12 protein-coding genes are annotated in these 25,716 nt (G+C 62.0%); 9 read left to right on the top strand and 3 right to left on the bottom strand.

The window, feature by feature from the left end; translation table 11 throughout:
• Nucleotides 1-100: 100 nt before the first annotated feature.
• From MUG98_RS10240 to MUG98_RS10210, 7 genes are read left to right on the top strand one after another with little or no spacing between them, the layout of a single operon-like run.
• Complete coding sequence (locus MUG98_RS10240; RefSeq protein WP_265112022.1) at nucleotides 101-964, top strand: hypothetical protein; 864 nt, start codon at nucleotides 101-103, stop codon at nucleotides 962-964.
• On the top strand, nucleotides 961-1,851 hold the full coding sequence (locus MUG98_RS10235; RefSeq protein ID WP_265112021.1) for a hypothetical protein: 891 nt from the start codon (nucleotides 961-963) through the stop codon (nucleotides 1,849-1,851). The genes MUG98_RS10240 and MUG98_RS10235 overlap by 4 nt, the downstream gene beginning before the upstream one ends.
• Nucleotides 1,848-5,213: an immunoglobulin domain-containing protein gene (locus MUG98_RS10230; RefSeq protein WP_265112020.1), complete on the top strand. Its 3,366-nt coding sequence runs from the start codon at nucleotides 1,848-1,850 to the stop codon at nucleotides 5,211-5,213. Before MUG98_RS10235 ends, MUG98_RS10230 begins: the two co-directional genes overlap by 4 nt.
• A 2-nt stretch (nucleotides 5,214-5,215) precedes the next feature.
• Nucleotides 5,216-5,959: a hypothetical protein gene (locus tag MUG98_RS10225; RefSeq protein ID WP_265112019.1), complete on the top strand. Its 744-nt coding sequence runs from the start codon at nucleotides 5,216-5,218 to the stop codon at nucleotides 5,957-5,959.
• A 2-nt stretch (nucleotides 5,960-5,961) separates the two neighbouring features.
• Nucleotides 5,962-11,466: a DEAD/DEAH box helicase gene (locus MUG98_RS10220; protein WP_265112018.1), complete on the top strand. Its 5,505-nt coding sequence runs from the start codon at nucleotides 5,962-5,964 to the stop codon at nucleotides 11,464-11,466.
• Nucleotides 11,463-16,958: a DEAD/DEAH box helicase gene (locus MUG98_RS10215; RefSeq protein ID WP_265112017.1), complete on the top strand. Its 5,496-nt coding sequence runs from the start codon at nucleotides 11,463-11,465 to the stop codon at nucleotides 16,956-16,958. Before MUG98_RS10220 ends, MUG98_RS10215 begins: the two co-directional genes overlap by 4 nt.
• Nucleotides 16,951-18,918 (top strand): phospholipase D-like domain-containing protein, encoded by a 1,968-nt coding sequence (locus tag MUG98_RS10210; RefSeq protein ID WP_265112016.1) that lies wholly within the window; start codon nucleotides 16,951-16,953, stop codon nucleotides 18,916-18,918. Before MUG98_RS10215 ends, MUG98_RS10210 begins: the two co-directional genes overlap by 8 nt.
• A 17-nt stretch (nucleotides 18,919-18,935) precedes the next feature.
• Here the strand turns inward: MUG98_RS10210 and MUG98_RS10205 are convergent, their stop codons facing one another.
• Nucleotides 18,936-19,502 (bottom strand): hypothetical protein, encoded by a 567-nt coding sequence (locus MUG98_RS10205; RefSeq protein ID WP_265112015.1) that lies wholly within the window; start codon nucleotides 19,500-19,502, stop codon nucleotides 18,936-18,938.
• Between the two features lie 574 nt (nucleotides 19,503-20,076).
• Here MUG98_RS10205 and MUG98_RS10200 point away from each other — a divergent pair.
• Complete coding sequence (locus MUG98_RS10200) at nucleotides 20,077-21,171, top strand: hypothetical protein (protein WP_265112014.1); 1,095 nt, start codon at nucleotides 20,077-20,079, stop codon at nucleotides 21,169-21,171.
• 79 nt (nucleotides 21,172-21,250) lie between these two features.
• Here MUG98_RS10200 and MUG98_RS10195 read toward each other — a convergent pair whose 3' ends face one another.
• Complete coding sequence (locus MUG98_RS10195) at nucleotides 21,251-22,423, bottom strand: cold shock domain-containing protein (protein ID WP_265112013.1); 1,173 nt, start codon at nucleotides 22,421-22,423, stop codon at nucleotides 21,251-21,253.
• Nucleotides 22,424-23,164: 741 nt separating this feature from the next.
• Between MUG98_RS10195 and MUG98_RS10190 the strand changes: the two genes are divergently transcribed.
• A complete protein-coding gene (locus tag MUG98_RS10190) occupies nucleotides 23,165-24,484 on the top strand; it encodes a tyrosine-type recombinase/integrase (protein ID WP_265112442.1) in 1,320 nt (439 codons plus the stop codon).
• A 74-nt stretch (nucleotides 24,485-24,558) separates the two neighbouring features.
• Here MUG98_RS10190 and MUG98_RS10185 read toward each other — a convergent pair whose 3' ends face one another.
• Nucleotides 24,559-25,680 (bottom strand): tyrosine-type recombinase/integrase, encoded by a 1,122-nt coding sequence (locus MUG98_RS10185; RefSeq protein ID WP_265112012.1) that lies wholly within the window; start codon nucleotides 25,678-25,680, stop codon nucleotides 24,559-24,561.
• Nucleotides 25,681-25,716: the final 36 nt, after the last annotated feature.

Raw genomic sequence — 25,716 nt, 5'->3', positions numbered from 1 at the left:
ACACGAACAAACGAAGCGAAGTTACCGCGATCAACGACCGAACGGCGTATCGACGTCAGAACATGTTTGCCACGATACATAGTGGAGACACTGTAATAGGATGACCACAGGACACTGGTACGAACGGTTCGACGACTCGGGATCGGTACAACTTGTCGATATAGCACACACGAAAACACCGACGATCGTCGTCAGGGACTCGCAGTTACAGAAGCGAGGGAAACAAGCGCGAGCGCAACTCCGATCGCTCCCACTGTTTCAGTCGCTCGGACTGAACCGAGTCGTTCACACGGACCTGTGGGACAACGAGTACAGCCCGATAGACTACGAGCACGTCTCGAGCGAGGACGCAGACCCCGAAGAGCTTGAGTTCCCCCTCGTGCACGTGGTTACGCAGGACGGTATTCTTGAACACGGTGAGGAGGACCTCGTCCGTCGGCTCCTAGAGCGTTCGCTCGACGAGGACGGACAATACGTCCTGGTTACGGACACAACGGCGCCGCGGACACCGACCTACACGAAAAAGCCCGGGCGCTCTGTCGTGGACGATTTCCCAGCTATCGCGGTCCGCGATTACGCCTCGCTGGCGAACTCGTTCGTACAGGACGCCCTCGATGGTCGATCTCGGATTCCCGTGGTCGACACGCGGAACGTGTTCTTCCACGCCGCGTCGGCGATCCACGCTGAGGCAGGCGCTCCGGCGGACGGCATCGAAGCGGTGTTCGACTACACTCGAGCACCGACCGACAGCCCGGTGTGGGACTCGGCCCGCTACTTCATCGAGCACGATCTTGAAAACGTGTTAGAGGACTACTCTGACCACATCCGCGAGGCCCTGCGTTCGTGGATGGAGAAGGGAGACACCCAGCGTGTCGCCAACCACATCCTGGAGGTGCTTCGGGTCTGCGACTACGACGCATCGACGCTCGAAAACTACCGACAGCGAGACCCCAACTACCGATGACAACTACCTACGAGACGAACGACAACAAACCGCAGAAAGACCTCGTGAACTACTCGACGGTTCGCGTCCCCGAGTTGCGGCTCATCTACCGCAACCTCAAGGCCGCTGGGGGCGGGCCGATCAACGTGTCCACGCTCAAGGACACGATGGTACCGAGCGACGACCACGGCTCGAAGGACGACGCCCACCTCGGGGAGTGTCTCAAGTTCCTCCGCGCAATCGATCTCCTCGAGCGTCCGGAGGACCGCGTGGTCTCACTGCTCAACGAAGACGTCTATCCCGACCTCTCGTTCGAGCTCCGGTTGCTCTACCACTTGAACCGTCAGGAACATCCTCAGGACCACATCGTCGAGGCCCAGCGCGTTGCGTTCGAGTTCGCCCCGAAGACGGTCAAACGCGAGCGCCTCGTGACCGAACTCAATAACGAGGTGGAGTACATCAATTGGAACAAGACGAAGATCAACGGCTGGTACCACCTCCTCGAGGGCATCGGCGTATTGTCGTACATCGACTCTCGGGAGTTGGTGCTGTCACCGCGGCCGACGCTGCTGTACGAACTCCTCGAGACCTTCCGGGACGAGGAGAACTCGACCGACTTCGGTGCCGCAGTCGGGTGGATCGAGGACGAGTTCCTCACCGTCCTCACGACCCGCCCCGGGACGCCGCGGCTTCACCAAGGCGTCACCGACACGCTACAGACCCTGATCGACGATGACTACGTCGACGTACGCGGAATGTCGGACGCGAAGAACGAGGTCGTACTACCCTCGACGCACTCTCGAAACGAGGAACCGAGCGTGACGAAGTTTGAACTGCACGGTTGGCCGAAGGAACTGCCCGCGAGCAAACGCTACCTCTTCGACCGATTCACGGAGGTGGACGCATGAGCGAGTACCCCATCGACTGGTCCGACGACACCGTTCGACAGTACCTGACTGCGGAGGCGCACCAGAAGTCCAAAGAGGAGTTCGAGCGCACCCACATCGACATCGACAAACTCAGAGCGGACTACCTGTTCCCCCACCCAACGAACGATGAGTTTGTTACGCAAGAGGAGTTCCGCGACGCGATCCTGAAGTCGGAGACCGAAGACGACAATCGGATCTTCATCCTGCGCGGGGAGACCGGGAGCGGGAAGAGCCAACTGTGCCAGTGGCTCGAATACCAAATCGGGCACGAGGCAGACTCCGGAATGGACGATATGCACGTCGCCCTGCACGTCTCCCGGAGCGAGACCCGCATTAAGGACATCGTCGAGATCCTCACAGAACCGCTCGAGATGGACGTCAACGTCCGCGATGTCGGCGGGCTCGACCCCGAAAAGGTCGCGAACGCCATGCTTGCGAACCTCGAAGCGTACAACCCGATGCTCGAGTCGTTCACAGAGGAGGAGATCCAGGCGCTCGTCGAGGACCGTCCCCGGAGCACCGATCTCCGGGGCATCCTCGAGGAGAACGTCCGCGAGTACCAGGAGGCAGTCCTGAGCGACGACGAGGAGGACATCCCGGAACTCATCACGGAGGAGGACTACCGCGACCTCTCGGTGGCGGCGTTCGGAAAGGCGGAAGGTGGCGATACCATCTTCCCGGCGCTCCAGAGTTTCATCGATCAGGAACTGTCCAGCAAACTCGGCGTTGGCGACTTCCAGCAGCGGCTCAAGGAAATCTCCGAGGAGTACGTCGAGCAGGGACTTCGTCCGGTCTTGATCTGTGAGGATCTCACGACGTTCAGCGTGCTCAAAGAACAACTGCTGGACCACATCTTCCAACTCGACAGCGGACACTACGACGTGGTGCTCGGCTGGACGACCGGTTGGGAGAAGGACAACGTCGACACAGCATTGGGGACGAACGAGGACGCCCAGACGTACATGAAAGACCGGGCCGAGGGGTACCTCAGCACGACCGACGACACCGGTCAGGCGTACTTCCTCACGGACGACGTCACCGTCGAACTGACAAAGCAGTACCTCTCGGTCATTCGCGAGGACTCGGCGGTGTCGGCCGACATGGACATCCCGGAGGAGGACTTCGACGGTCTCTATCCGTTCAACGCGGAGTTCATCAAACGTGCGTACGAGAACCTCGTTCAGGACGGAAACGAGCGACGGACGCCGCGACTGCTCCTCATGCGGATCGTCCGAGAGTGCTTGACGTCGACGAAACCGCCCTTCGAGGCGATCGACGGGAACCCGTACGTCAAGCAGTTCCCGACGCCTGTATCGCTGGACTATCCCGCCGAAGTCCAGTCGATCGTGAAGTGGTACGGCATCCCGACCGCCGAGGGGAACATGCGGGTGCCCCGCAGCGTGTTCGAACTTTTCGACGTCCCGGTGCCCGAGCGCACGGTCAGAACCACAGAGTTCGAGGTGGTCTTCGACGCGGACATTGGTGCGCCGTCCGACCTCCGACTGCGGCAGGTCGACGGACAGATCGAGCCCGGTAGGACGATCACCGTCGAGGCGCTGCTGAACGACCGACCTGAGTCCGATGTCGAGGTGACTCTCGACGGATCGGTCGTTGGTCACACCGATGATGACGGGCGGCTGACGGTAACGCTCCCTGACGAGGAAGGAGACGTGGAGATCATCGGCGAGAAGGCCGACTGCACCGGCACGCTCGAACTCGCAGTCGGGACGGACTCGCTCGCGCTAATCCCGACACCGTCCACCCCGAGCGAGGGCGAGACGGTCCAACTCACCGCGCGGGTTAACGGGGAGCCGACCGCTGAGGTCACGGTCAAACGCGACGGACAAGTATTGGGAACCACGGACGAGGACGGGACGTTCAAGATTACCGCCGACGACCCACCCTCGATAAGCATCGCCGCGGAGTACGAGAACCTCGAGGACGAAAAAGAGGTCCGGATCGCGGGGATTCGAACCTACCCGGTCGAGACTGACTACGACGGCGAGACCGTCGACGAGTACCGCTTCGACTACCAGCAGTGGGTGTCCAACGGCGAGGAGTACGCCAGTTCGGCGACGCTACGAGACGGGACGGCGGAGTTGCTCGAAGAGTGGTACGAGCCGAGCCGCCTCGCCAATCCTAACTCCTCGACGCGTGGAACGGCTGGCATCTACTACACGCGTGGAGCCCAGGTCCCCGTATCGCTACAGGGGGTCGACGAGCGGACGGGTATCAGCATCGAGCTCCCGTTCGGTTCTGAGTACGATCGGATCTACGAGCCGCTGTTCTGGTACGGAATCAGCGCCGACGACGAACTCCCCTACGAGGACCGCTACGACCTCAACTACGGATTACTGCGCAACTGGGCCGACGATTCAGTCGCCGAGTTCAAGCGGACGATGCGCGAGCGCATCGAGGACTGCTTCGAGGGCTGGACGATTGAGGAGTTCGTCGTCGTGGCCCAGTACCTCCTCGTCAACGCAGCGCGGGGGGAGACCGGGCTGACGCGCGACCAGGTGTTCGAGTCATACGAACACCCGGACGAGTATCCCCACCCGGTCGAGAAGCGGTTCGACAGGACTCACCCCTTCTTCGAAGCGCTCACCGACCTGAGCACCCAGAGCAGCGTCCCGACCGATCTCGCGGAGGGATTCTTCAAGATCAAGGAGAACTTCGTCGACGCCGAGCGGCTGAACGAGGCCTACGGGGCGGTCGCCAACGACCTCGAGACATACCTCGAGGAAGCAATGTTCATCGACACCGACGACCTCCCGGACGCATACAAGGTCGGAACGACGCGGTCGAACGCGACGATTAAAATGGCGCCCGTCCTCGAGTACGTGAAGGTCTACGCACAGGAACTCAACGGGCTCGGTCCGAACGATGTCGAGTACATCACCGAGACCGTAGAGGAGATCGACGCTTGGTACGACGAGAGCCACTCGCTCCACGAACTCCAGGAGCTATACGATGAATTGCTGGAGATCGTCGGCGACCTCGACGTGAACATGCGTAACAAGTGGGAAAATCGGCGACAACGCCTCGAAAACGAGGACCGGTTCCAGCTCGGGGCGTTCGCGAAGGACATCGAGCGGTTCCGAGAGGTCGAGTCCGCAAGCGGACCCGAACTCGTCGGACTGATGCACGAGTTCGAGGAGAGTCGGGAGACGGCCGCGGAGTGGGAGATCTACGAGGCCATCGGCGAGATGATCGAGACCGCGCAGGTCGTCGAAGTTCCCGAGATAGACAACGAACTGGAGAGCGCAGTTAGGGACTCCGAGGAGTTCCGCACCCTCGTCGCGACACGCGATGAGATCGCCGACGTCATCGGAGGTGAGTGACCATGTCATCGAATCTCGAAGAAACGGTCGAAGCACTGCGATCGAAAGCGGACGACTACCAGGAAGCAACGAACTTCGAGGCCAAACTGCAGGAGCACACCGGGAGCGCGTCGTCGCTGGAGACGTCTCTTGTCGGGCTTCGGAATCGAATGGAAGAGGTCGAACGACTGAACGATATCTACACGCGGGTCTTCGGTCGCGACACGCCCGGGACGGTCGAGGACGCGCGTCATCAGGCACGTCAGGTCCTGGACCGGACCGCGGACGACTACTGGGAGCTGATCGACGACGGCCGGAGCGAACAGTACACGGCCAAGGTCCAGACCGCGAAGTCGGAGGCCGACGACGCGCGGAACCTCCTCCGGACGGAGCTGAACGAGCTCCAGGCCGCTTGGCGGAGCGACGTCCAGGCGGCACGGCGTATTCAGACGCTGATGCCCGACTCTCGGGAATCGTCCCGGCTGCTCAACGACATCGAGGAGTTCGTCGACAGCCGCATATGGGACGACTCCACCGGCGTCAATTCCCTGCAGTCAGAGTGGCAGGGACTTGAGCGGAAGTGGAACGACGGCGTCGTTAGTTGGGACGAACTGCAGGACCGGTACAGCCTCAGCGACGACACGATCAACCTCCTGAAGGAGCTCGGTCGCGGAGAGAACGTCTCCTTCCGTGACCTCGATGGTGACGTCGTAGAGGAACTGCTAGGCGTCGACGAGTTCCGCGACGTGCTTGAGGTGACGCTGTAGGAATGGAGAATCCTACTCAGCGCGCCACCGAGGCCGTTCGCGCTTACCAGAACCACTTCGTCGGCCGGACGGGGCCGGCCGCGCGAAGCATCGCGAACCGCCAAGAGCGTCTCCTCGACGACCCCGACGACCTCATCAACGTCCGCGGGCCGTACCTCCAGGCGCTGGACGTGCCCAACTGGAGCGACGAGTCCTGGCGGTCGTTCGCCTCAAGCGTGGGGCTGAACCCGCTCATCAGGAAGACCTTCGACGACCTGGGGTTCCGGCGCCTGTACGACTTCCAAGAGCGGAGCATCGAGGCGATCCGCGACGGCCGCGACACCGTCGTCACGGCCGCCACGGGTCGGGGGAAAACCGAAGCATGGCTGATCCCGATTCTCGACCGCATCTTAGAGAAGAAGCGCCGCGGCGACGGGGACGGCACAACCGCGACGCTCATCTACCCCACGAAGGCCCTGGCACAGGACCAGTTCAAGCGGCTGGTCCAGTACCTCTACCGGATCAACGAGCAGTGGCCGACGAACCAGCAGATCACGATCGGGATCTACGACGGCGACACGCCGACGAATATGAGCGCAAACGCCCAGGGGTACCTCGAGTCGTCGTTCAAATACACCGAATGCCCCGGTGCGAATGAGGATCTCGAGAAGTGCCGCAACTGCCGGCAGGGCGTCCACGTCCACAACAGCGGGCAGTCTTACGAGCTCCGCCCGGAGAAGCGCCAGTGCACCGAGGACGTGCCGCTCGATTTTATCCGGCTTACCAAGCACGCGATCCTCACTGAGGGCGTCGACATCCTGTTGACGAACCCGGACACGATCAACATGAAACTCGTGAACGTCAACGCGCCCGACGAGCACGAGACCTTCGTGTACGATCCCGAGTTCCTCGTGTTCGACGAGGTTCATACCTATGACGGGTTGTTCGGGAGCTATACTGCCACGCTGACCAAGCGTATGCGCGCCCTCCGCGAGGACCGCGGGTGCGACGACCTCCAGGTGATTGCCAGCAGTGCGACCGTGGAGAACGACGTTGAACTGTTCCAGCAGATCAGCGGCGCGACGGAGGTTGAACATGTCGACGAGCGATCTCGTTCCCTCGACGCGCCGTCGGAGACGAGCATGCCGCCCGCGTTCACGGAGTCGACGCTCGAGGAGAAGGAACTACTCTCGTTCGCACGCGGGAAGCGAACTCCGCCGTTACTGGCCGATATCGATTTCAACGTTGACGCGTCGGCGTACGACAACGACCGGTTGCTCGAACTCCTGGGCGACGACCTTTTCGACGCCATCGCGAACGAGGGCGCGGACGCGTCGCCCGTTGTCGCCGCCTTCCGAGTACTACACGACGAACTCTCCTCGGAACCCCGGACCTATGAGGCATTCCTTGAGTGGATCGCAAGTGAGTTCGACCTGACGGAGACCGAGGCCGAACGGGTGCTGGAGAATTTCACCATCCTCGGGACGTTCTCCGGCCTCCTCGAGAACCGAACGCACCTCTTCTCGTGGCCGATCGACGGCTTCTACGCCTGTACCGCCTGTGAGGCGGTGTACGCTTCGCCACAGGAGACGTGTAGGGCCTGTGGCCACGGCTTCGTCACACGCAGCACGTACTGTAGCCGCTGCGACGACGAGGCGCTAGTCGCGTGGTTTTGTCCGTCATGCGAGCAGCTGGACCCCTATATCCCGAGCGAGGAGGGTGAACGCCGTACCGACGAGGAACACCACTGCCAGCACTGTCTGGCGGCCCGCGACGAGGAGGTACGCTCACTTCGGATTACCTTCCAGCCGACGCTCGAGTGCGAGTCCTGCGGGGAACGGACGACGCGGTCGACGAGGGGGGGCTGTCCCGAGTGCGCGACCGATCTCGTCCACGTCGGACCGGACCAGTACCGGTGTCCGAACCCCGACTGCGAGGCGAGCGTCGGCTACGATCCCGGCTGTCCCACCTGCGGCGGGGACCAGCGGCCGGTCACAGGCGACGGTCCCGTCGACTGCCCCGGCTGCGGGCGATCGCACGAAGCGGACCTTCCGGTAACCTGCGACTGCGGCCGATCACTGACGCAGACGCGACTAGTCCCCTGGGTGTGCCGGAAGGACTCTTGCGACCAGGAGTACTTCGGCGATCCGCCCGACACCTGCCCCTGCGGATCGTACACCTTCGCGCGGGCGGGGCTGTTCGAAGTGCTCGCCGACTCGTACTGCGAGTCCTGCGGGACGAGTACCGTCGGCGATCCGGTGTGTGACTGTGACGGCGCCGTCAGGACGCGAGAAACGCCGTTCCAGGCGTACCAGACCATCCAGCCGGACGGGAGCGTACGAGCGGCGAGTTCGTTCTCAAGCGTCGCGCCCTGCACGCACCAGGGGCAGAACTACGACACTGACCGCCGGTACGACGAGCTCGTCCGTGGGCCGGGGAACCTCGCGGTGACGACCAGCCAATACCTCCTCCGGCGAGTCGCCGACGAAGAGGGGCACAGAGCGGCCAAGCTCCTCTCGTTCGCGGACTCCCACCGCGACATGAAGGAGGTCAACCGCGACTTTTCAGAGCCCGAAGCGGCGACGCTGATGGACCAGACGCTGGTCGAGGCCACCCGTCGGCGCGAACCATGGATCGACGCCGAAACCGTCCTTGACGACGCGATGGAATTAATCGAGGACCTCGGCGACGAGTTGGCGCCGCCGCAAGACGTCCGTGGAGTGACCTTTGATCTCACCGAGGAACTCGTCGATATCCCGAGGCGGCACATGGACACCGAGGAGGCCGTCCGGGACCGACTTCGGCGCCGGTTGTATCCCCACAGCTACAGCGGCCGGTACGGGGAGTTCGGGGGTGCCCTCGCTGACGCCGGACTGGTCGACGTCCGACTTGATCCGGACGTTCGCGCGGAACTCTCTGCCGAGGAGCGAGGGATCGTACAGGAACTCGTCAAGAACGGCTCTGGAAGTTCGATCGAAAATATCGATCCGCCGTCCCCGTCGACGGACGTCCGGGGGGTCGTGAACGACCTCGACAATCAGGGCGTGCTCGAGGCGGACGACGACTACGTCGAGTTCGATCCGAGTGCGCTTGAAGTGACGCTCACGGGCGACGACGACGATCTATACTACAGACCGTCGATCGGCAGCTACGATCAGACGATCGACGCGCAGTTCGGCGGACGAAGCGGGGACGCCGTCCCCTCGAACACGTCGATCGAGGCCCTAGCGGACCCGGAGCACCCCCGGTTCACCGCTCGTGCATACCGGACGACGTACTCGGAGCCTCGCATGCTTGTCGGGCAGGTCTACCACGGGATGACCGAGAAGAAGGAGCGGCGCGAACTCGAGTATCTCTTCCGCGAAGGAAACCAGCCCCACTTCCTCTCGTCGGGGCCGACGATGGAACTCGGCGTCGACATCGGCGACCTCGACGCACTACTGCTGTACGGCACGCCACCGAACATGAATGCGTACCTGCAGCGGATCGGTCGTGCCGGGCGTGACTCCGGATCCTCGCTCGTGCACTCGGTCAGTCAGCGCAACCCCATCGACTACTACTACTACGAGCAGCCGGCGGACCTGATGGCTGCCGACCCGCAACCGGTCCCGCTCAAGGAGTACAACGAGGAGGTGCTCCGCGTCTCGCTAACGTGGGGTGTGCTCGATTACGTAGCCGCGAACTTCGTCGTCCCATGGGAAGTCGAGCGGCGTGGACGATACGCGTCGGTTAGCGGCGGTGATGAATTCGAGCACCGTCACCCCTCGTCCGGCGACGATGTCGCGAAGCTGACTCACGTGATGTCGGCACGGACGAAGGAACTCGGCCTGCAGTCGCGGAACTCGAAGTTAGCCGCCCTAGGGACAGTGGTCCACGACTACGATCGAGAGATCCGGGAGCACCTCGAGCGGCTGTTGGACCACCGGTACTGCGTCGAGTGCAATCGCAAGTACGACCGCGACACCGACCGCGAGACCTGCGTCGACGACGACTGCTCGGGCGACCTCCGCGACGCGCTGTCAGAGTTCGAGCACTTGATCGACGAGGCGGTCGAGCGGTTCGGTGAGCGATTCATCGACCACTACGGTGAGTATCGCCGCGAACTCGAGGACGAACTCGAGGATGTCCAGCGGCGCTGGAGGAAGCTCAAGCGTGATCGCCGCCGAGCAAGTTCCGGCGAGGAGGCACGACGCATCTCGGAGGAGCGCGCCACGCTCGCCGACCGGAAAGAGGCGCTCAGACGGCGACTGGACCAGATCGAGCGAATGTCCTATCTCGACTTCCTGCGCGAGTCACGACAGAGTCGCTACGCGTTCAACATGCGGAGCGTGACGAACAACGTCGGCGTCGGCCTCATCGACGCGGGCGAGGACGGCTACCGGACCCGTAGCATCGGCGAGGACGACGGGCGGTCGATGCGGATGGCGATCAGCGAACTCCACCCGGGAGCGGCGTACCTCGATGGCGGCGACGCGTACGTGGTCTCCCAACTCTCGACCGATGAGTTCGCGTCGTCGGAACTCCGCGAGCGCGTCCGGCGTAGCCAGGCGAGTGGACTCGCCGAGGAGTACGTCTGTCCCGCCTGCGGAGAGGGCCACGAGGCTCCGGGAGATACCTGCAGTTGCGGCGCCGACACGGATCTCCGGCGGCGTCGATTGGTCGTCCCCGAGTCGGTACGGGCCCACCGGTCTGACCTCCTGATGTCGGCGGACGGCGATCCCGCACGGACGGTGTATCGGGAGCCGTCGAACGAGATCCAGAACACCTACGCCGAGCGGAAGACGGAGGTCCTCGAGTTCGAACCGGTCAAGCGCTTCGATCTGACGGGCGAGGACGGCGAGCCGCTGGGCACTGTCGAGTACGGGAGCATCGACGTGTTGCTCCACACGGACGGCTTCCGTGCGAAGTACAAGTCCGGCGAAATGGACGGCGAGACGACGCCGTTCATGCTCTGTGGCGACGACGACTGCCCCGGTACCGTCTATCGGAACGAGGACGACCAGTTGCACTGCAGCGCGAACGCAGACCATGGCCCCGCACACGATACCGGCTACGAACTGGCCCGGCTCGGCTACGAGTATCAGACCGACGGGATCCGCGTCGATCTGGACGATACCGCCGAGGCGCACACCCTGGTCCACGGGTTCCGAGTCGCACTCCAGTATCTCGGCGGCGTGAGCATCCGCGAACTCTCGGAAGTCGTCCACGGCGACGGCGTCGTAGACCTGTTCGACGCCCAGGAGGGCGGCGCCGGGGTGACCGGGCTGCTGTTCGAAAGCGGCGAGGGCCGGCGGAACTTCGAGCAGGCAATCTCGCTCCTCCGCGAGCACTTCCGGTGTGACTGCGACGACGGCTGCCCCTTGTGCCTCTACCAGTACGGCTGCGACACGCACAACCGGGGGCGCTCGTTCGATCGCGAAGGACTGTTCGAACGCCTCAATCGGGCCTCGACAGCCGTACTGGCGACCGACGGTGGAACCGGCATCGAACGAACCGAACCGAACGAAGACACCAAACCCGACTCATGAGCTCACAAGACGACACGATCGAACTCGCGGAACAGACGAAGCGAGCGTACGCGGAACACGTCGTCGCGTCCGGTCAGTCCCGGGTCCTCCGGGACGTGATCGACCGGTACGCGGAAACGGATGCCGACGAACCACTGGAAGAGGCAGTGACCTCGTTCACGCGGACGCGGGGCCCCTTCCTTCAGGCGCTGGACCTCCCCCAGCGGGGGCCCGACTGGGAGTCCTTCGCCGACGAAGTCAGCCTGCACGAGGACGTCGTTCGCACGTTCACCGAGGCAGGATTCGAGCACCTCTACGAGTTCCAAGCCGAGACCGTCCGGTCGGTCCTCGACGGTGACCACACCCTGGTGACCGCAGGGACTGGCCGGGGAAAGACCGAGAGTTGGCTCGTCCCGATCCTCCAGTACATCTGCGAGGCGAAAGCCGGCGAACATCCCGAGCATCCGCCACAGAGCGTCAAATGCATCCTGACCTACCCGACGAAGGCACTCGCTCAGGATCAGCTAAAGCGCCTCATCGAGTACCTCTACGAACTCAACCGAAACCGCACGGGGACCGACCGCATCACGGTCGGTATCTTCGACGGCGACACGCCCCAGAACGATCCGCAGGAGTTCGAGTACCTGCAGACCGCCTACAAGTTCTTCGAGTGTCCCTGCGAGCACTGTGACGGCTCACTGACTGTCGAGCGGACCGAAGACGAGCAGTTCCGTGTCGACCACGACGCGACCGGAACACCGGATGTCGATCTCGACTTCATCCGCCTGACCCGTGACGAGATCGTGGCCGAAGAGGTCGACATCCTCCTGACGAACCCCGACACCGTCAACTACCGGTTGTTCAACGTCAACGAGACCGACGAGCAGTCGGCGTTCGTCGAGCAGCCACGGTTCGTCGTCTTCGACGAGATTCACGAGTACTCCGAGCTGTTCGGCGCGTTCACCACCGGGCTGATGCGACGCTACGCCCGGTCGCGACAGGAACTGCTCGATAACGACGCCATCGAGGACGACGATCTGCAGGTGATCGGTGCGAGCGCAACCGTCTCGAACCGCCGGGCCATCTTCAACCGGATCCTGCCATTCACCGACCCCGAGACATCGGTCGTGACCGAGGATCCGCAGACGCTCGATGCACCGATGCCGACGACCGTTCCGGAGGCGTTCCGTTCGAACTCACTCGACGTTGAGGCGTTCGGACAGGCGCTGGCCGACAGCGACGATCCGGGGCCGGTCGGTGAGCGGTTGCTCGAGCTCGCCGACGTCAACGTGCCCGACGACGCGACGCCGACGACCGCGCTTCGTCGGGTCGAAGATGCCCTATACGAGCGGTTGCTCCACGGTGGGGACGACGACCTTGACTTCGTCCGGGCGCTGTACCTGGAACTCTACGAGGACCCGCAGGAACTCGCCGGATTGACCGAGACGGTCGCCGCCGAACTTGACGTCGACGAGAGGGTCGCGGCGACGATCCGGGAGAACTTCGTCGCGATCGGGCGGCTGGCGGGCGTCCTTGAGAGCCGGGTCCACCTGTTCTCCTGGCCTACCGACGGATACTACACCTGCCTGCACTGCGGGACGGTCTACGACACGCCCCGGGGCCAGTGCGCGGAGTGCGACCACCACTTCGTGACGAAGTTTTCCTACTGCCGACACTGCGGAGAAGAAGCCCTGGAGTCCTGGTTCTGTCCTGCCTGCGAGCGTCTTGAACCGCTCACGGTGACGTCCTCGGAGGGGCGATTCGAGTACTTCGACGTCCAGACCTGCAACTGCGACGAGGGAACCGAGAGCGAGACGGATATGATCCGCGCGCTCTGGCGGCCATTCTACGAGTGCTCCGAGTGCGGCGACCGCCAGACCATCGACCGCGTGCGGCAGTGCACGTCCTGCGACGCCGAAGCACCGATGGTGCTTACGGACGACCGTGAGGCTTACGAGTGTACCAACCCTGACTGCGGCGCACACACCGAGGCGACGGACACCCACGAGTGCCAGTCCTGTTCGCACGAGGAACTTCACCCCCTCGCCGACGATACTCTCTACTGCGACGAGTGCGACGAGACCTACCCCGACACTGCTGGAGAACGCTGCGCCTGCGGCGGCGCCCTGCGACCCAAGCGCTTCCTCGGGTGGCAGTGCAGCGGCGAAGACTGTAACGCGGTTTACCTCGGCGAGGCCCCGCGGACCTGCGAGTGCGGGAAGCGGCGGTTCGCCCGCACTGCGCTGTTCGATCTCGACCGCGTTTCGCAGTGCCAGTCCTGCGACCGCGAACTGTTCCCCGAGCAGGAGTGCTTCTGCGACGACCCCGACGTTAAGACGGTGCCGAAGGGGTACCGGACCTACAAGATGGTCGACGAACGTGGTTCGGTGCGCTCGCCGACCGACTTCCCGGGAGCCGTGCCCTGCTATGACAGGGGGAAATCGTACTCGAAGCATCGCCGCTACGAGTCGATGCTCCGCGGTCCGGGCAACACGGCCGTGACCTCGTCTCAGTACCAACTCCGGGCGTCAGCCGATCCCGATGACCCCGAGTCGTTCGAGCGGGCTAAGCTGCTCTCGTTTGCGGACAGTCAGTCCGACATGAAGGAACTGGCCCGGAACTTTGAGGAACCGGAGACGTCGCTGTTCTTCAGTCAGTTGACCACCGAGGCTCTTGAGGAAGTCGACAACGACTGGGCGACGCTTGAGGAACTCGGCGATCGCGTCTGGGCGGCCGTCTCCGAGTACGAGGAGATGCTGGAGACGTCGGCTGACGCCCATCGCTCGCCACTCGAGCGACGACTGACGGCATACGACGAGTCCCTTGAACGCTACGTCCGCGACGAGGTGGCCGCACGCGTGCTGTCCGGGCGGTTCAACAACCGCCGCCGGACGCCTCGCCTCGTGAAGAACGGGCTGGTCGATGTCCGTCTCGACACCGATATTCCGTCGCTCGACGAGACAAAGCAGGAACTGCTCACCGAGTTCCACGCCCAGAGCGCGCGCTACGTCTCTACGCTCGCCGAGGAGGTCGAGGGCGCGGGCCATCACGTCGAGGAACTGGTCGACGCGGGCGTCCTCGAAAAGCGAGACTCGGACGGGAGCGTCGTCGTGGCGCTGGCGCCCGACGCCGTCGAGGTTACGCTGACCGACGAGTCGACGCCGGTCAAGTACGACCCGGCGGCAGAGCAGTTCTACACGACATTCGACCTGGCCTGCCGTGATGTCGAGGCCGACCTCGTCTCGTTCACTGACGACTACGTCGCACGGTCGGCGTTCTCCCATCCCCACTTCGATCGGCTGGCGTACCGTATCGAGTCCTCGGACCCGATGGTGTTGCTCAGCGATTCGTACTTCGGGCAGACCGAGCGGTCCGATCGGCGCCGCCTGGAGTATCAGTTCCGCGAGGGACGCCACCCCAACTTCCTCTCGTCAGGGCCGGCGATGGAGGTCGGCGTCGACATCGGTGATCTCGACTCGCTGTTGCTGTACGGGACGCCTCCCAACACGAACTCATACCTCCAGCGGGTGGGACGGGCCGGGCGGGACTCCGGATCCTCGCTCGTGCACTCGGTCAGCCAGCGCAACCCCATCGACTACTACTACTTCCGCCGCCCGGGGGAACTCATCCAGTCGGAAGCCCAGCCGGTGCCACTGAACGAGGTGAACCGCGAGGTCCTCCAGCGATCGCTCACGTGGGCCGTCCTCGACGCCGTGGCGGCGACGCGTTGGGTCCCGTGGCGTCGCGAGATGAGCGCTATGGACGATCTGTTCGTCTACGAGGAGGACGACGAAATCGTCTCTCGCGCCGAGACGCCTCGGCCGAACGACGTGGTGACCTTCAGCACGCTGCTGGCAAACGGGTGCGGACAACTCCAGCCCGGAGCGCCCATCTCGCCGCTGGAGGCGCTGCACGAAGTGGTCGAAGAGGACGCCGACCGCCTGCAGGAGTATCTCGCCGATATCGTTCGATTCAGCCCCTGCGATCGCTGCGGTCGCAAGCACGAGGCGGGGTATGAGGGGCCCTGCGCCGCCGACGACTGCGACGGCACGACAGTGTCGCTGCTCGACGAGTACGACGAGCTCGTCGCGGACGCCCTCGAGAGTTTCGAGCGGGATATCGTCGACCGGTACGTCGCGTTCGAGGACGACCTCTACGAGGAACTCGATCGCGTGGAGGACCGCATCAGCGACCTCCGGCGGTCCTCGCGAAGCCGGCGACGCGGGTGGCGAGGCGACGAATCGGGGACGGATCAGCGTGAGGAACTCGACCGACTTCGGGACCGGCGGACACGACTGGACGAGTTCCTGATGCGACTCGAGAGCATGCAGTTCCGAACGTTCCTGAACCGGTACAGCGACGCCGCGTTCAGTCTTCGGTCGGTCTCGGCTAGCGTGACCTACGATCTCATCGGCGATGGGTTCCAGTCGGCGACCAACGGCGAACTCGACCGCGACCGCCAGATCGCGCTCTCGGAGCTCCACCCCGGCGCGGCGTATCTCCACGGCGATGATGAGACCTACGTCGTCACCGAGGTCGTCGAGGACTCACATATGACCCAGGAAGTCCGGAAGAACGTCCCGGACGAGGCGATCTGTCTCCGGTGTGGCGAGACCGAAGACGTCGACGCCTCGCACTGCGAACACTGCGGTGAGCGCCTGAAGCGGCTCGAGACCGTCGTCCCGCGGCGTGTCCGGGCCTACAAGGACAGCCTGCCGATCGATCGCACGGCAGACGGGGACGCGCTGACACCCGCGGCGATCTACCGGAACCAGCAGGAAGAGGTCCAGAACACGTACGCGCCCGTCGAAGACGAGGCGGTGTCGTTCGAAGCCGCCGAGAACCGCCAGTTCCGCATCGTGACCGAGGATGGGGACTATGTCGGGACGCTGGAGCACGGAGATCTCCAGCTCCGATCGTCATCGACCCAGTTCTTCGCCACGTACAAGGGCGGCGGTTCGGACGGTCTCCCGACCGTCTTCGAACTCTGTGACCGCGACAATTGCTCGGGCGTGGTTGCGCGTACCGACGACGCTGCCTACTGTCTGCAGAACCCCAAACATGACGTTGGCGACTCGAAGGCCGTCCGCCTGGCCACCGAGTTCGAGACCGCTGGCGTCCGGCTGCAGCTGGCCTCCGAGGAACTCGAGCACACACTCGCACACGGGTTCCGTGCGGCGCTGCAGTACATTGGCGGCGTCGGCGTCAGGAAAGTCCCCGAGACGATCGAAGAGGAAGGGACATTCGTCTACGACGGCGACGAGGGTGGGAGTGGTATCAGCGTCCTCCTGACCCAGGGCTCTGACGGCGACGACGACGGGAACTTCCAGCGGGCGATGGAGATCGTCGCCGAGACGTTGGACTGCGACTGCGAAGGCGGATGCCCGTTCTGCCTCTACCAGTACGGCTGCACGAATCACAACGACCCCGACACCTTCGACAAAGAGCACCTCGTCGACCTCCTCGGGGAAGGGCTCCAACTCGAGCCCGTTGACGGAGGAGCGGATGAGTAGGGATATAGACGACGCCGCGACCCTCGCGGTGGCGAACCCGGTCCGGCTGTGGGGTGTCTCGCCCGAGAGCGTCTATACCGCTCTCGACGCGACCGCCCGCGGTCGGTCCGTAGAGACCGCTCTCGCCCGATACCGACGGGTCGAACTGGCAGCCACGAACGAGGAGCGCGACCTCGAAGCTCTCGTCTCGTTGCACAGACGGCTGTTGGTCGACCTCGGATTCGTCGACGCCGAGCAGGAGTCCGAAACTGACCCGGTCTCGGAGGTCGGCGCGCTCGTCCTGTGCGGTGAGGATCCCCGATCCCTCCTGCAGACTCTCGCCGTCGCCAGGTGGCAGAGTGCCCGCCGCCTCCTCCGGGAATGTCTGGCGATCGACGGTGAACTGCCCAGGGAGGAGTACGACGGACTGCTCCGCGACGATTGGGAGGAGACCGTCCTGACTCCCCTGCTCGGTTCATTCGGACTCCTGACCGCGTATCCGACCGGCGTCGACGTCGCCGACTCGGCCGCACAGGCTGGCCTGGACGCGTACGACGAAGTCCCGACGGACATCGCCAGGGCATCGCTCTACCGTCGCGTGCTCTCGTCGGCGATGAATCTCGACGCCACTACGGCGGCGGACATTACGGGTGAACTATTGGACGTCAACCCGGGCGGCGAGGTCGCTCCCGCGGACGTCATCGGGACGCTCGGAGAAGGCTACTCCCGCGTGATCGACCGCGACGTAATCCTCGAGGCGGCGGGCGAGGTCCGGGTGGAGTACGAGCAGATGGCCCGGAGATACCGCCGTCTGGCCACCGGCGATGTCACAGTGCCCGAGCGCGCCGACGAGGTCCATCATGTTGCGTCCGAAGACGTCGATCCGCCCTCCGCTGTCGCGTCAGTCGACGCGGTCTTGGATCTGGTCGCGACGATCGCCGACGGCGATCTCGGTCGAATCGACACGGGCTACGTCACAGACGCCCTCGACGCTGAGCCCTACGACTGTTTCCGGGTGCTGAACGACGTCCCCGGGTTCGAGTGCGAACTCGTGGACGAGACCGTCGAAGTGGCGCGCGTCCCGTCCGACGTTGCCGGGACGAGCCGTTACGACGAGTACGTCGAGTACCTGTTGGATCGGCATGCGACCGTCTCGCAGCGGATCGACGCGCTCTCGGATCCCGAGTTCGAACTCGAGGGGCGTCACGCCGACGCGAATCTTGTTGATCGCCTCGATCGACTCCGCGATCGGCAGGTCGCGCCAACGTACTTCGCGTACACGCTGATCGACCCCGAGTCGCTCGGCGAGGAGGCGATGGACGACTACGTCGGCGACTCCCGGGGCCTCCGCCGCGAGCGCGCACGCCTCAAACGGTGGCACGAGGATCGGCCGAGCGGCCTCCGGTCGTACACGGCGATGACCGACCGCCTGATCAGCCTCGGGCTCGAGGAGGATCTGGAACACCGTGTCCTCCGGATCATGACGCCGTTCGACGACGACACGTTCAGCGAATACGCGGCGCAACTGCGGCGCCTCCTGGAGCAGGGCTTCGAACTCCGCCTGCTCACCCGGCACACGAAAGAGCCCTGGGAGTGGCGTCGTCTCCGGGACAATCTGCTCGCACAACTCGAATCGAATCGCGAGAACGTTCATATCCGGACCTACTCGCGCTTCAAGACCCACCAGCGGATCACCCGCGACCTGGACCTCCGCGACCTCAGCGAGGTCGGGATTCACGGCAAACTCCACGTCATCGGTGCCCCCGAGGAAGGCGCCGCGCTGCTGGGTTCGGCGAACTTCATGGAGAACAGCTATCACTGGAATCCCGAGTGTGGCGTCTACACTGAGCAGTCCGCGTTCGTCGACAGCGCCACCGAGTTCTTCGACATCGTCTGGGACATCGCCGAGGCTGACCAGCTCTCGCTGGAACGGCTGCAGGAGATTCCCGAGCGGCGGTTCATTCCGAGTTACTACAGTTAGCCCTCGCTAACTGCTCTTCAGACCTTCTCGAAGAGCCCTGGGCTGGTCGGAGGGGTATAGGAATCGAGGAAGGATCGGACGCTCCCGTGCTTCGCGCGGAGCGTCTCGAAGCGCTCATCGGTGGGTCGCATGAATCCCTGCGGGTACTCCATCGAGTACCCCAGCGCCTCGTGAAGTTCCTCCGCGGGGAGATCGATCCGCCGAACGCGATCCAGATAGATCACGAATGGCCACGGCTCCTCCTTGTCCGCGACGATCCGGCCCCCGTCGTAGGGCTCCCACAGTTCCTCCGCGAGCTGTTGGTTTTTCTCCGTGTCGGTAACGACTGCGGCGTGGGTGTACGTTCCCGACTTCGTGTAGAAGACCAGCGCGTCACCCTGTTCGATCGACTCCCAGTGCGTCCGGTTGCCGCTTACGACGCCCCAGATCGATGTCGGCGTCTCGAATCCCGCCTCGAGGAGCGGTTCAAAGTGATCCGGCGAAACCGGGTTCAGGACGGTTCTTTTGAAGTATCGATAGGTATGCTCCTTGTGTTCCCGACTACAGGGAGCGATATAGAGTTCGACATCCTCGTCGTCTGTCATGCCCCCGAGTTTCAGTGGAGCTGTCAAAAAAGAGTCGTATTCGCTCGACGGATACGTCCACGAGCGGAACCTCACTCCGCTAATCACGGGAACTCGATTCTAATTGGGAGAACGGGATGATCCGGCTATACTCGCTACTACCCTCGTGACCTGAAGGAATTCGGTATCCACGCCAAATTGCAGACTACCGGTCACGCAGAGGTGGGTGCTGCGTTGCTTAGGTCGGCGAACGTATGGAGAACGGCTGCGGTTGGAATCCGGAACGTGGCGCCCATACGGAGAACGCGAATTTCGTCACTGCAGCGTTAGAGTTCTTCGATTTCGTCAGAGAGGTGGCGAGTGCCGACGAAGTTGATCCGATCGGGTGCAGGAACTTCCGAATGGAGAGTACTATCCGAGTTACTACACACAGAAGCGGCTTTGATGAGATAATTCTCAAGTGAAGGAACTTTCTTATCAGGACAGTTCGTTCGTGTGCGACATGGGGAACTCGACGGCGGAAGCCGAGATTTTCTTGCCGCTCGCAAATTGGCTCGATGACCGCGGATACGATTTTTTTGTCCACGTCCCCGATATGCACCAGTCTAACGAGGGATACTCTCGGCTCTACGATCAGTATCCCTCCCACTCCATCTCTATCGGGCCGTATAAACCCGACGTCTTGGGGTACACCCCGTCGAATCGCGTATTTGCGATCGAGGTAAAGGGAACTGAGAATCTCCGAAAGGGACTCGGGCAGGCAATTAGTTATCAGCGAGGTGTTGACCACGCGTACCTGGCCGCTGACCAGACGAAACTGAACCGGGTGCACGATCTCGCGCTGAGTAAGGGCATCGGCGTCTTCGAAGTCGATCGTGACGCACGAGACGTCGCGGAGAAACACCCCTACGCGGCGGAGATGAAGGACTTGCTCTACAACACGCGCCACCAGTTGGAGAGTATGTACGTCACTGCCAATCAGCAGTCACGACGACTTCCGAACTACGCTGATCCATTGAATCAACTTATGCCCGTGGTCGCCATTGCTGGGCACGATCGTACCACTGACGCCGAGATCGAGGACCTCGTGGAAGCGGCGGACTACCCATATCGGAGCGCGTACAAACGGATGATCCGCCTCGCGGAGTATCTCGGAATGATTCACGAGGCGAACGACGAGTACTGCTTGACCCAGCAAGGGACGATGGGGTGGACCATGCTACAGGGATACGGTACCGAGTCAGTCGCTGACCTGAAAACGCTGAAAGAACGCGGCCCGCTCTACCAGAATCACCCTCCGATCGCGACGTATCTCCGTAACCGGTTCGTCTCCAATCCAGACTTCCGAACCCTGTTCGAGGTATTGCTTCGACGAAGCGGTGACCGACTCTCCATTCAGGAGTTGTGTGCGACGTTGATCGACAACTATCCGAGTACTTTCTTGAATCTGGTGTATACGGATCCCGACGGTGGAGATGCGCCGTACCTCATCGAACAGGGGCGCGGTGACGAGATTTACGAGGATCCGGACTATCTCGGGCGGATCGTTCACAGCCAATTTATCTCGAATACGGCAAGTCAGTTCAAGAGTCTCGGCGTGTTAGGTGAGGGTTCTCCTGTTATCGAACCGAAGTCAGCGCTGGATCCGAGGAACGATTATTGGTATCCACGGGGGTTCCAACTCGGATGATTCTCCCCGTTTCGTGACGTGAGTCGGCCACGAGCTACCGTCTCAGGGCTATGAGACGAGGCGGGAGGATTCGTTGCGTTCAAGTATCAGTTCCCCACCGCGGTCGGGTGCTCGCAAAAGTATCGTCTCTGGTTTCAATTCGCTCTCGTTGAGCGAAGGAGATATTGACAGCTTTAAACCTGCGATCGGTCTTCTTGATATCGAATCTCAATTTTTCGTTCTCTTGAACCTTGCTTCCGGGATACTCGTTTATGTGGAAGAATACGTCTTCAGATGCATCCGAGTCCGTGTTCTGATGTTTGAGCACTGCAGAAGAGTCGATGAAACCGTAGCCGCCGTCAGCATCGAAATACACTACGAACCCTGTGGCACCGCGTTCGATCAGTTCCGTGTTAGAACACGACCGGGTTCGTGACGTGGTTCGCGCCCGCGACGCCGAATTCGAACGAGAGTGGGTGTGTTTGTGCTTTATCAATCGTTGCGGTGACTCGAATTGTTCGCCACAGGTTTCGCAATCGTAGATGACGGTTGTGCCGATCTCGCCACAGTCTTCGAGATGGCGGCTCAGTGCGCGTTCAGAAATGTACTCGTTCTTGCAGTGCTCACACTGGAATCGGGCGTCGCTGGGACGCTTGTCACACTGGATCGAGTGCGACATTAGGTCGCTCTCGGATCGGAACGAAGCAGCACAGAATTCACAGTCAAGTCGCTCCCCGTCGTCGCTGTCGTTCGAAGTTGTGCTTTCCGCCGCTGGTTCGTCGTTGTTGGTTATTTCGTCCTCTGCTGTAGTGTCAGTTCCCGATGGCGGCGTCTTGCTACTGGCAGTTGGAGCCGTCTCCGGTGACGGCGCGGCGTCAGTAGAATCCTCGGTCTCAGACGAAGCGTTCGAGGTGCTGATCAAACCGGGAGAGTTGAGTTGTGCTTCGGTAAGCAATCTACCGATTGTCCGTTTACGCTCTGTATCCAGTGAATCCCGCACCTCGCTCAGGAGCCACATGGTCCCCTTGACCGTCTCCACCGGGATTTCCGCCGCGGGTGCTCGATCGACGTTCTCCGATGCGATACGAATGTACTTCTCGGAATCCGACTCGACGGGTGCGAGTTGTTCGGTTAAAAGGCCAAACAGAATCAGGGCTCGAGGAACGGATTCGTCAGGGAGAGTCTCCAGTACCCGTCGAAACTTTCCCTCGACTCGATACTCAGTTTCTGTGGTATCTGAAACGAGATGGTCGTCTTCTAGATAAAATCCCATCTATAATTAAGGATAGAGAAATAATATGTTATAAATCTAATTCCTCCGATAACTCATTACTGGCACGACTTATACCGATCCTCGAAGAGAGCTTGGGGGCTACGTTGTCATTACTCCTCTCTGGCGGGGTAACTGCTGAGAATCAGTTGAAGCAGGCCGATGGCTATACCGATAATTGCGATCTGCTCGAGGCGGTACGTCGCTTCCGAGATGGTGAACGATGCCGCTTGTTCCTCTGAGTAGACGTATACCTCTGATTCGGAGAGGGGTACGACCTGTTCTTCGGACCGTTCTGGACCGGTCGGGTTGAGTTGGGTATTGAGCAGAAGACGGAATTGATACGCACCCGGCTGAGCCGGCGTGTATGCCTCAAACGTCCGATCGAGTGTTGGATTGGCTGAATAGCCGTAGGGATGCGCGACGCGCGTTGTTTCCCTCTGGCGAGAGCCGCTCCCATTCTGCAATGAGGAGTGGTTCTGACCCAATCCGGTCCAAGAATGTCCGGTCGAACGTTACAAGTTCGGTTGTGCCATTGACGCTATCAACACGTTCGAGTAGTCAACTCATCAACGAGCGCGGCTACGAATCGGGGTTTCGTCGGTCGACTCGATTCGATCAAACCCTGCTGTCGAGATCTTCTGTACCGGGTGCTGAGGGCGAGGGTTTTTAAGTGAGAGTTTAGTATGCCGTTTCGCGAGACTCATGAGTTCAGAACGCTCACACGTAGAAATAACAGGAAAGATGCAGTCGGTGGCTGGAAATGAGGCCGCCCAGGTCCAGGCAGAGTACGACGACTTCTACGACTGGATGCGTCGAGAGGGGAAGAAACCGCGTGAAGGAGAGCCGTTGCAGCAGTCCACGGCGAAGAATTACGTTCAACGGCTCGACCAGGCTCACCGGCATCTAATTCACGTGTTCAATCCCGAGGACAAAGCGACGATTCGGCCCGGGCACGCGGAGGAGTACCTTAAACTGCTCAGTGACGACGAGATCAAAAAAGACGACGGGGACGAGTACGGAAACTCGGCCAAGCGGAAACTCGAAGAGACGCTGCTAAAATACTTCCAGTGGCGGTTCTACGAAGGCTCACTGGAGGACGAGTGGGAGAAACCGATCAACTTCTCGGACGGCAAGGGAGAGGAGGCGTACCGATTCACCTACACGGAACTCGGGCAGTTACTCGAGGCGACCGCGTCCTACGGGGCGCTCCCATCGTACGATGACCTCTCGGAAACCGAACGCGACGAATACAGGGCCATCATCGCTCAGCGTCTCGGCATCCCCAAGGACGAACTGACGCGAGAAGACTGGCTGCGCGCGGATTACACTACGAAGAATCGCTCACTCGTCTTCGTCGGGCACGACGCTGGACTAACACCGAAAGAAGTCGCAAATGCGGAACGAAGCTGGTACGATCCGAAACGCAACGTCCTCAAAATCCCCACCGAGAAAGCGTGTAAACAACGCGAGAAAGAAGAAGTCGCGCTCAGCGATGCATCTGCTGAAGAACTCGAGCGGTGGTTCGAACTCCGTCAACGCCTCTCAGTGTACGACGGGACGGAGAAACTCTGGCTGAACCTGAACGGGAACCCGTACACGTCGGGGAGTCTGTGTCGCCTGCTGAAGCAGCTCTGTGAGGAAGCCGGAATCGAAACCGAGGGGAAAGCGATCAAATGGTACAGTTTACGCTACACGATGGGGAGAAACGTGACCGAAGAAGGCGAGCTGTCGGAGGCGAACGATCAACTGCGACACTCCACCAGAAAGGCGACCAAACGGTACGACAAGACACCGGTGGAAAAACTCCAGAAGCGAGTGGACATGACACACCAGAAAGCAGCCGCTGCTGCCGCTGATCCTGACTACGACCCGTTCGACGAATCGATCGATCACGGCCAAACTACGACGCAGCACGAACCCGTCGATATAACCGCGAAGGTCGCTGCCGATCCAGTCACGAAAACAAGCGGCGGGAACATCCACGCCGACGTCGTGATCCCGGACACGACCGAAGCCCGCGCGAAACTCGCTCAGCGAATCCTCTCAGAAGATGCTGAGTAGTCGGGTGACGGTGTGATGAGCCGAGCGCGCCGACTCGCCGGTGCGCGCGGTGAAAAAAGGCGGCGTTGGAGACGCTATCCCATCCGCTCGAGGGCGTCTTTCCGGGCTTCGACCGGCACCTGATCGTACTTCATCGTGCTTTTCGGATCGCGGTGGCGTAACTGCGTCTGCGCAGCGGCGAGATCTTCTTCGCGGACCATGTACGTTCCCGTCGAGTGCCTGACAGTGTACCAGCTCATCTGCCGATCCGTCGTGTCGATGTCGGCGATCTCGCAGAGTCGGTGCAGCACCGACCGGAGCGACGCGGACTGGTACGGGTTCGACTCACGGGTTAACCACAGCGCGTCCGTCCCGTGGTATTTCTCGATCGCTCGCCGCTGATCGAGCCACCGGTCCAGCATCTCGACGGTCTGGTCTTTGAGCCCGACGATCCAGTTCTCGCTGTTCTTCGAGGCGTCTTCGCGTGGGATCCTGAGCACACCGTTCTCGATGTCGACCCACGACGTGCGCGCTCGCTCGACCTCGATCGGGCGGAGTGCGGCGTCAAGACTCGTCCACACGAGCGTCGGGGTCTTCCACGAGTTCGCACGCTCCCAGTCCTCTCGCGTGAGCTCCGATTTCGGTTTCTCGAAGCGTTGCGCGAGGTACGTTTTCCACCGCTCGCGTTTCTCACCGGAGACGCTGTCGACGTTCGGGACGCTCCCGTACTCCAGCGCCGCCTCGCGGATCTTCGCCCGTTCTTCCCGCGTCAGGTAGTCACGCGGCGTGGTCGTCTGATTCGATCTGGAGAACGTGATCTGCGGCTCCCACTGCTCGGCACCGCGCTTGTGGTGGCGCCACTTGTACAGCATCATCAGCGCTTTCCGACACGCCGATTTGTGCGCGTTCGACGTCTCCTGCCGTGCGAGGTACTCGAGGTACCCGTCCGCGTGCTCGTGCGTGAGGTCCGTCGTGTACCTGCCTTCCTGCTCCCAGACCCAGCGGTAGTGCTGGTCCATGCGACTCGCTCGGTTCTTCACGGTCGAGTGCGCGTACCCGTCGGCCCGTTTGGGGTTCTTGCCGAACGTCAGCAGCCACTCGAGGCAGTGTTCACGCTCGGTCCGGTAATCGATCACCTGCCGCTCGTTCAGTTGCGCTGCCGAGGGTTCGGGGACGACAGAGACCTCCGCTAACGGGCCGGCTGCGTCGTCGGTCATTGCCCCACCTCCGAATGGGAGACCCGTTGATTGCCC

Origin of the sequence: Halosolutus halophilus (assembly GCF_022869805.1) — an archaeon.
In the GTDB taxonomy this organism is placed as follows: Archaea; Halobacteriota; Halobacteria; order Halobacteriales; family Natrialbaceae; genus Halosolutus; species Halosolutus halophilus.
The sequence above is the reverse complement of the archived record's forward strand: the minus strand, read 5'-3'. Positions and strand labels throughout refer to the sequence as shown.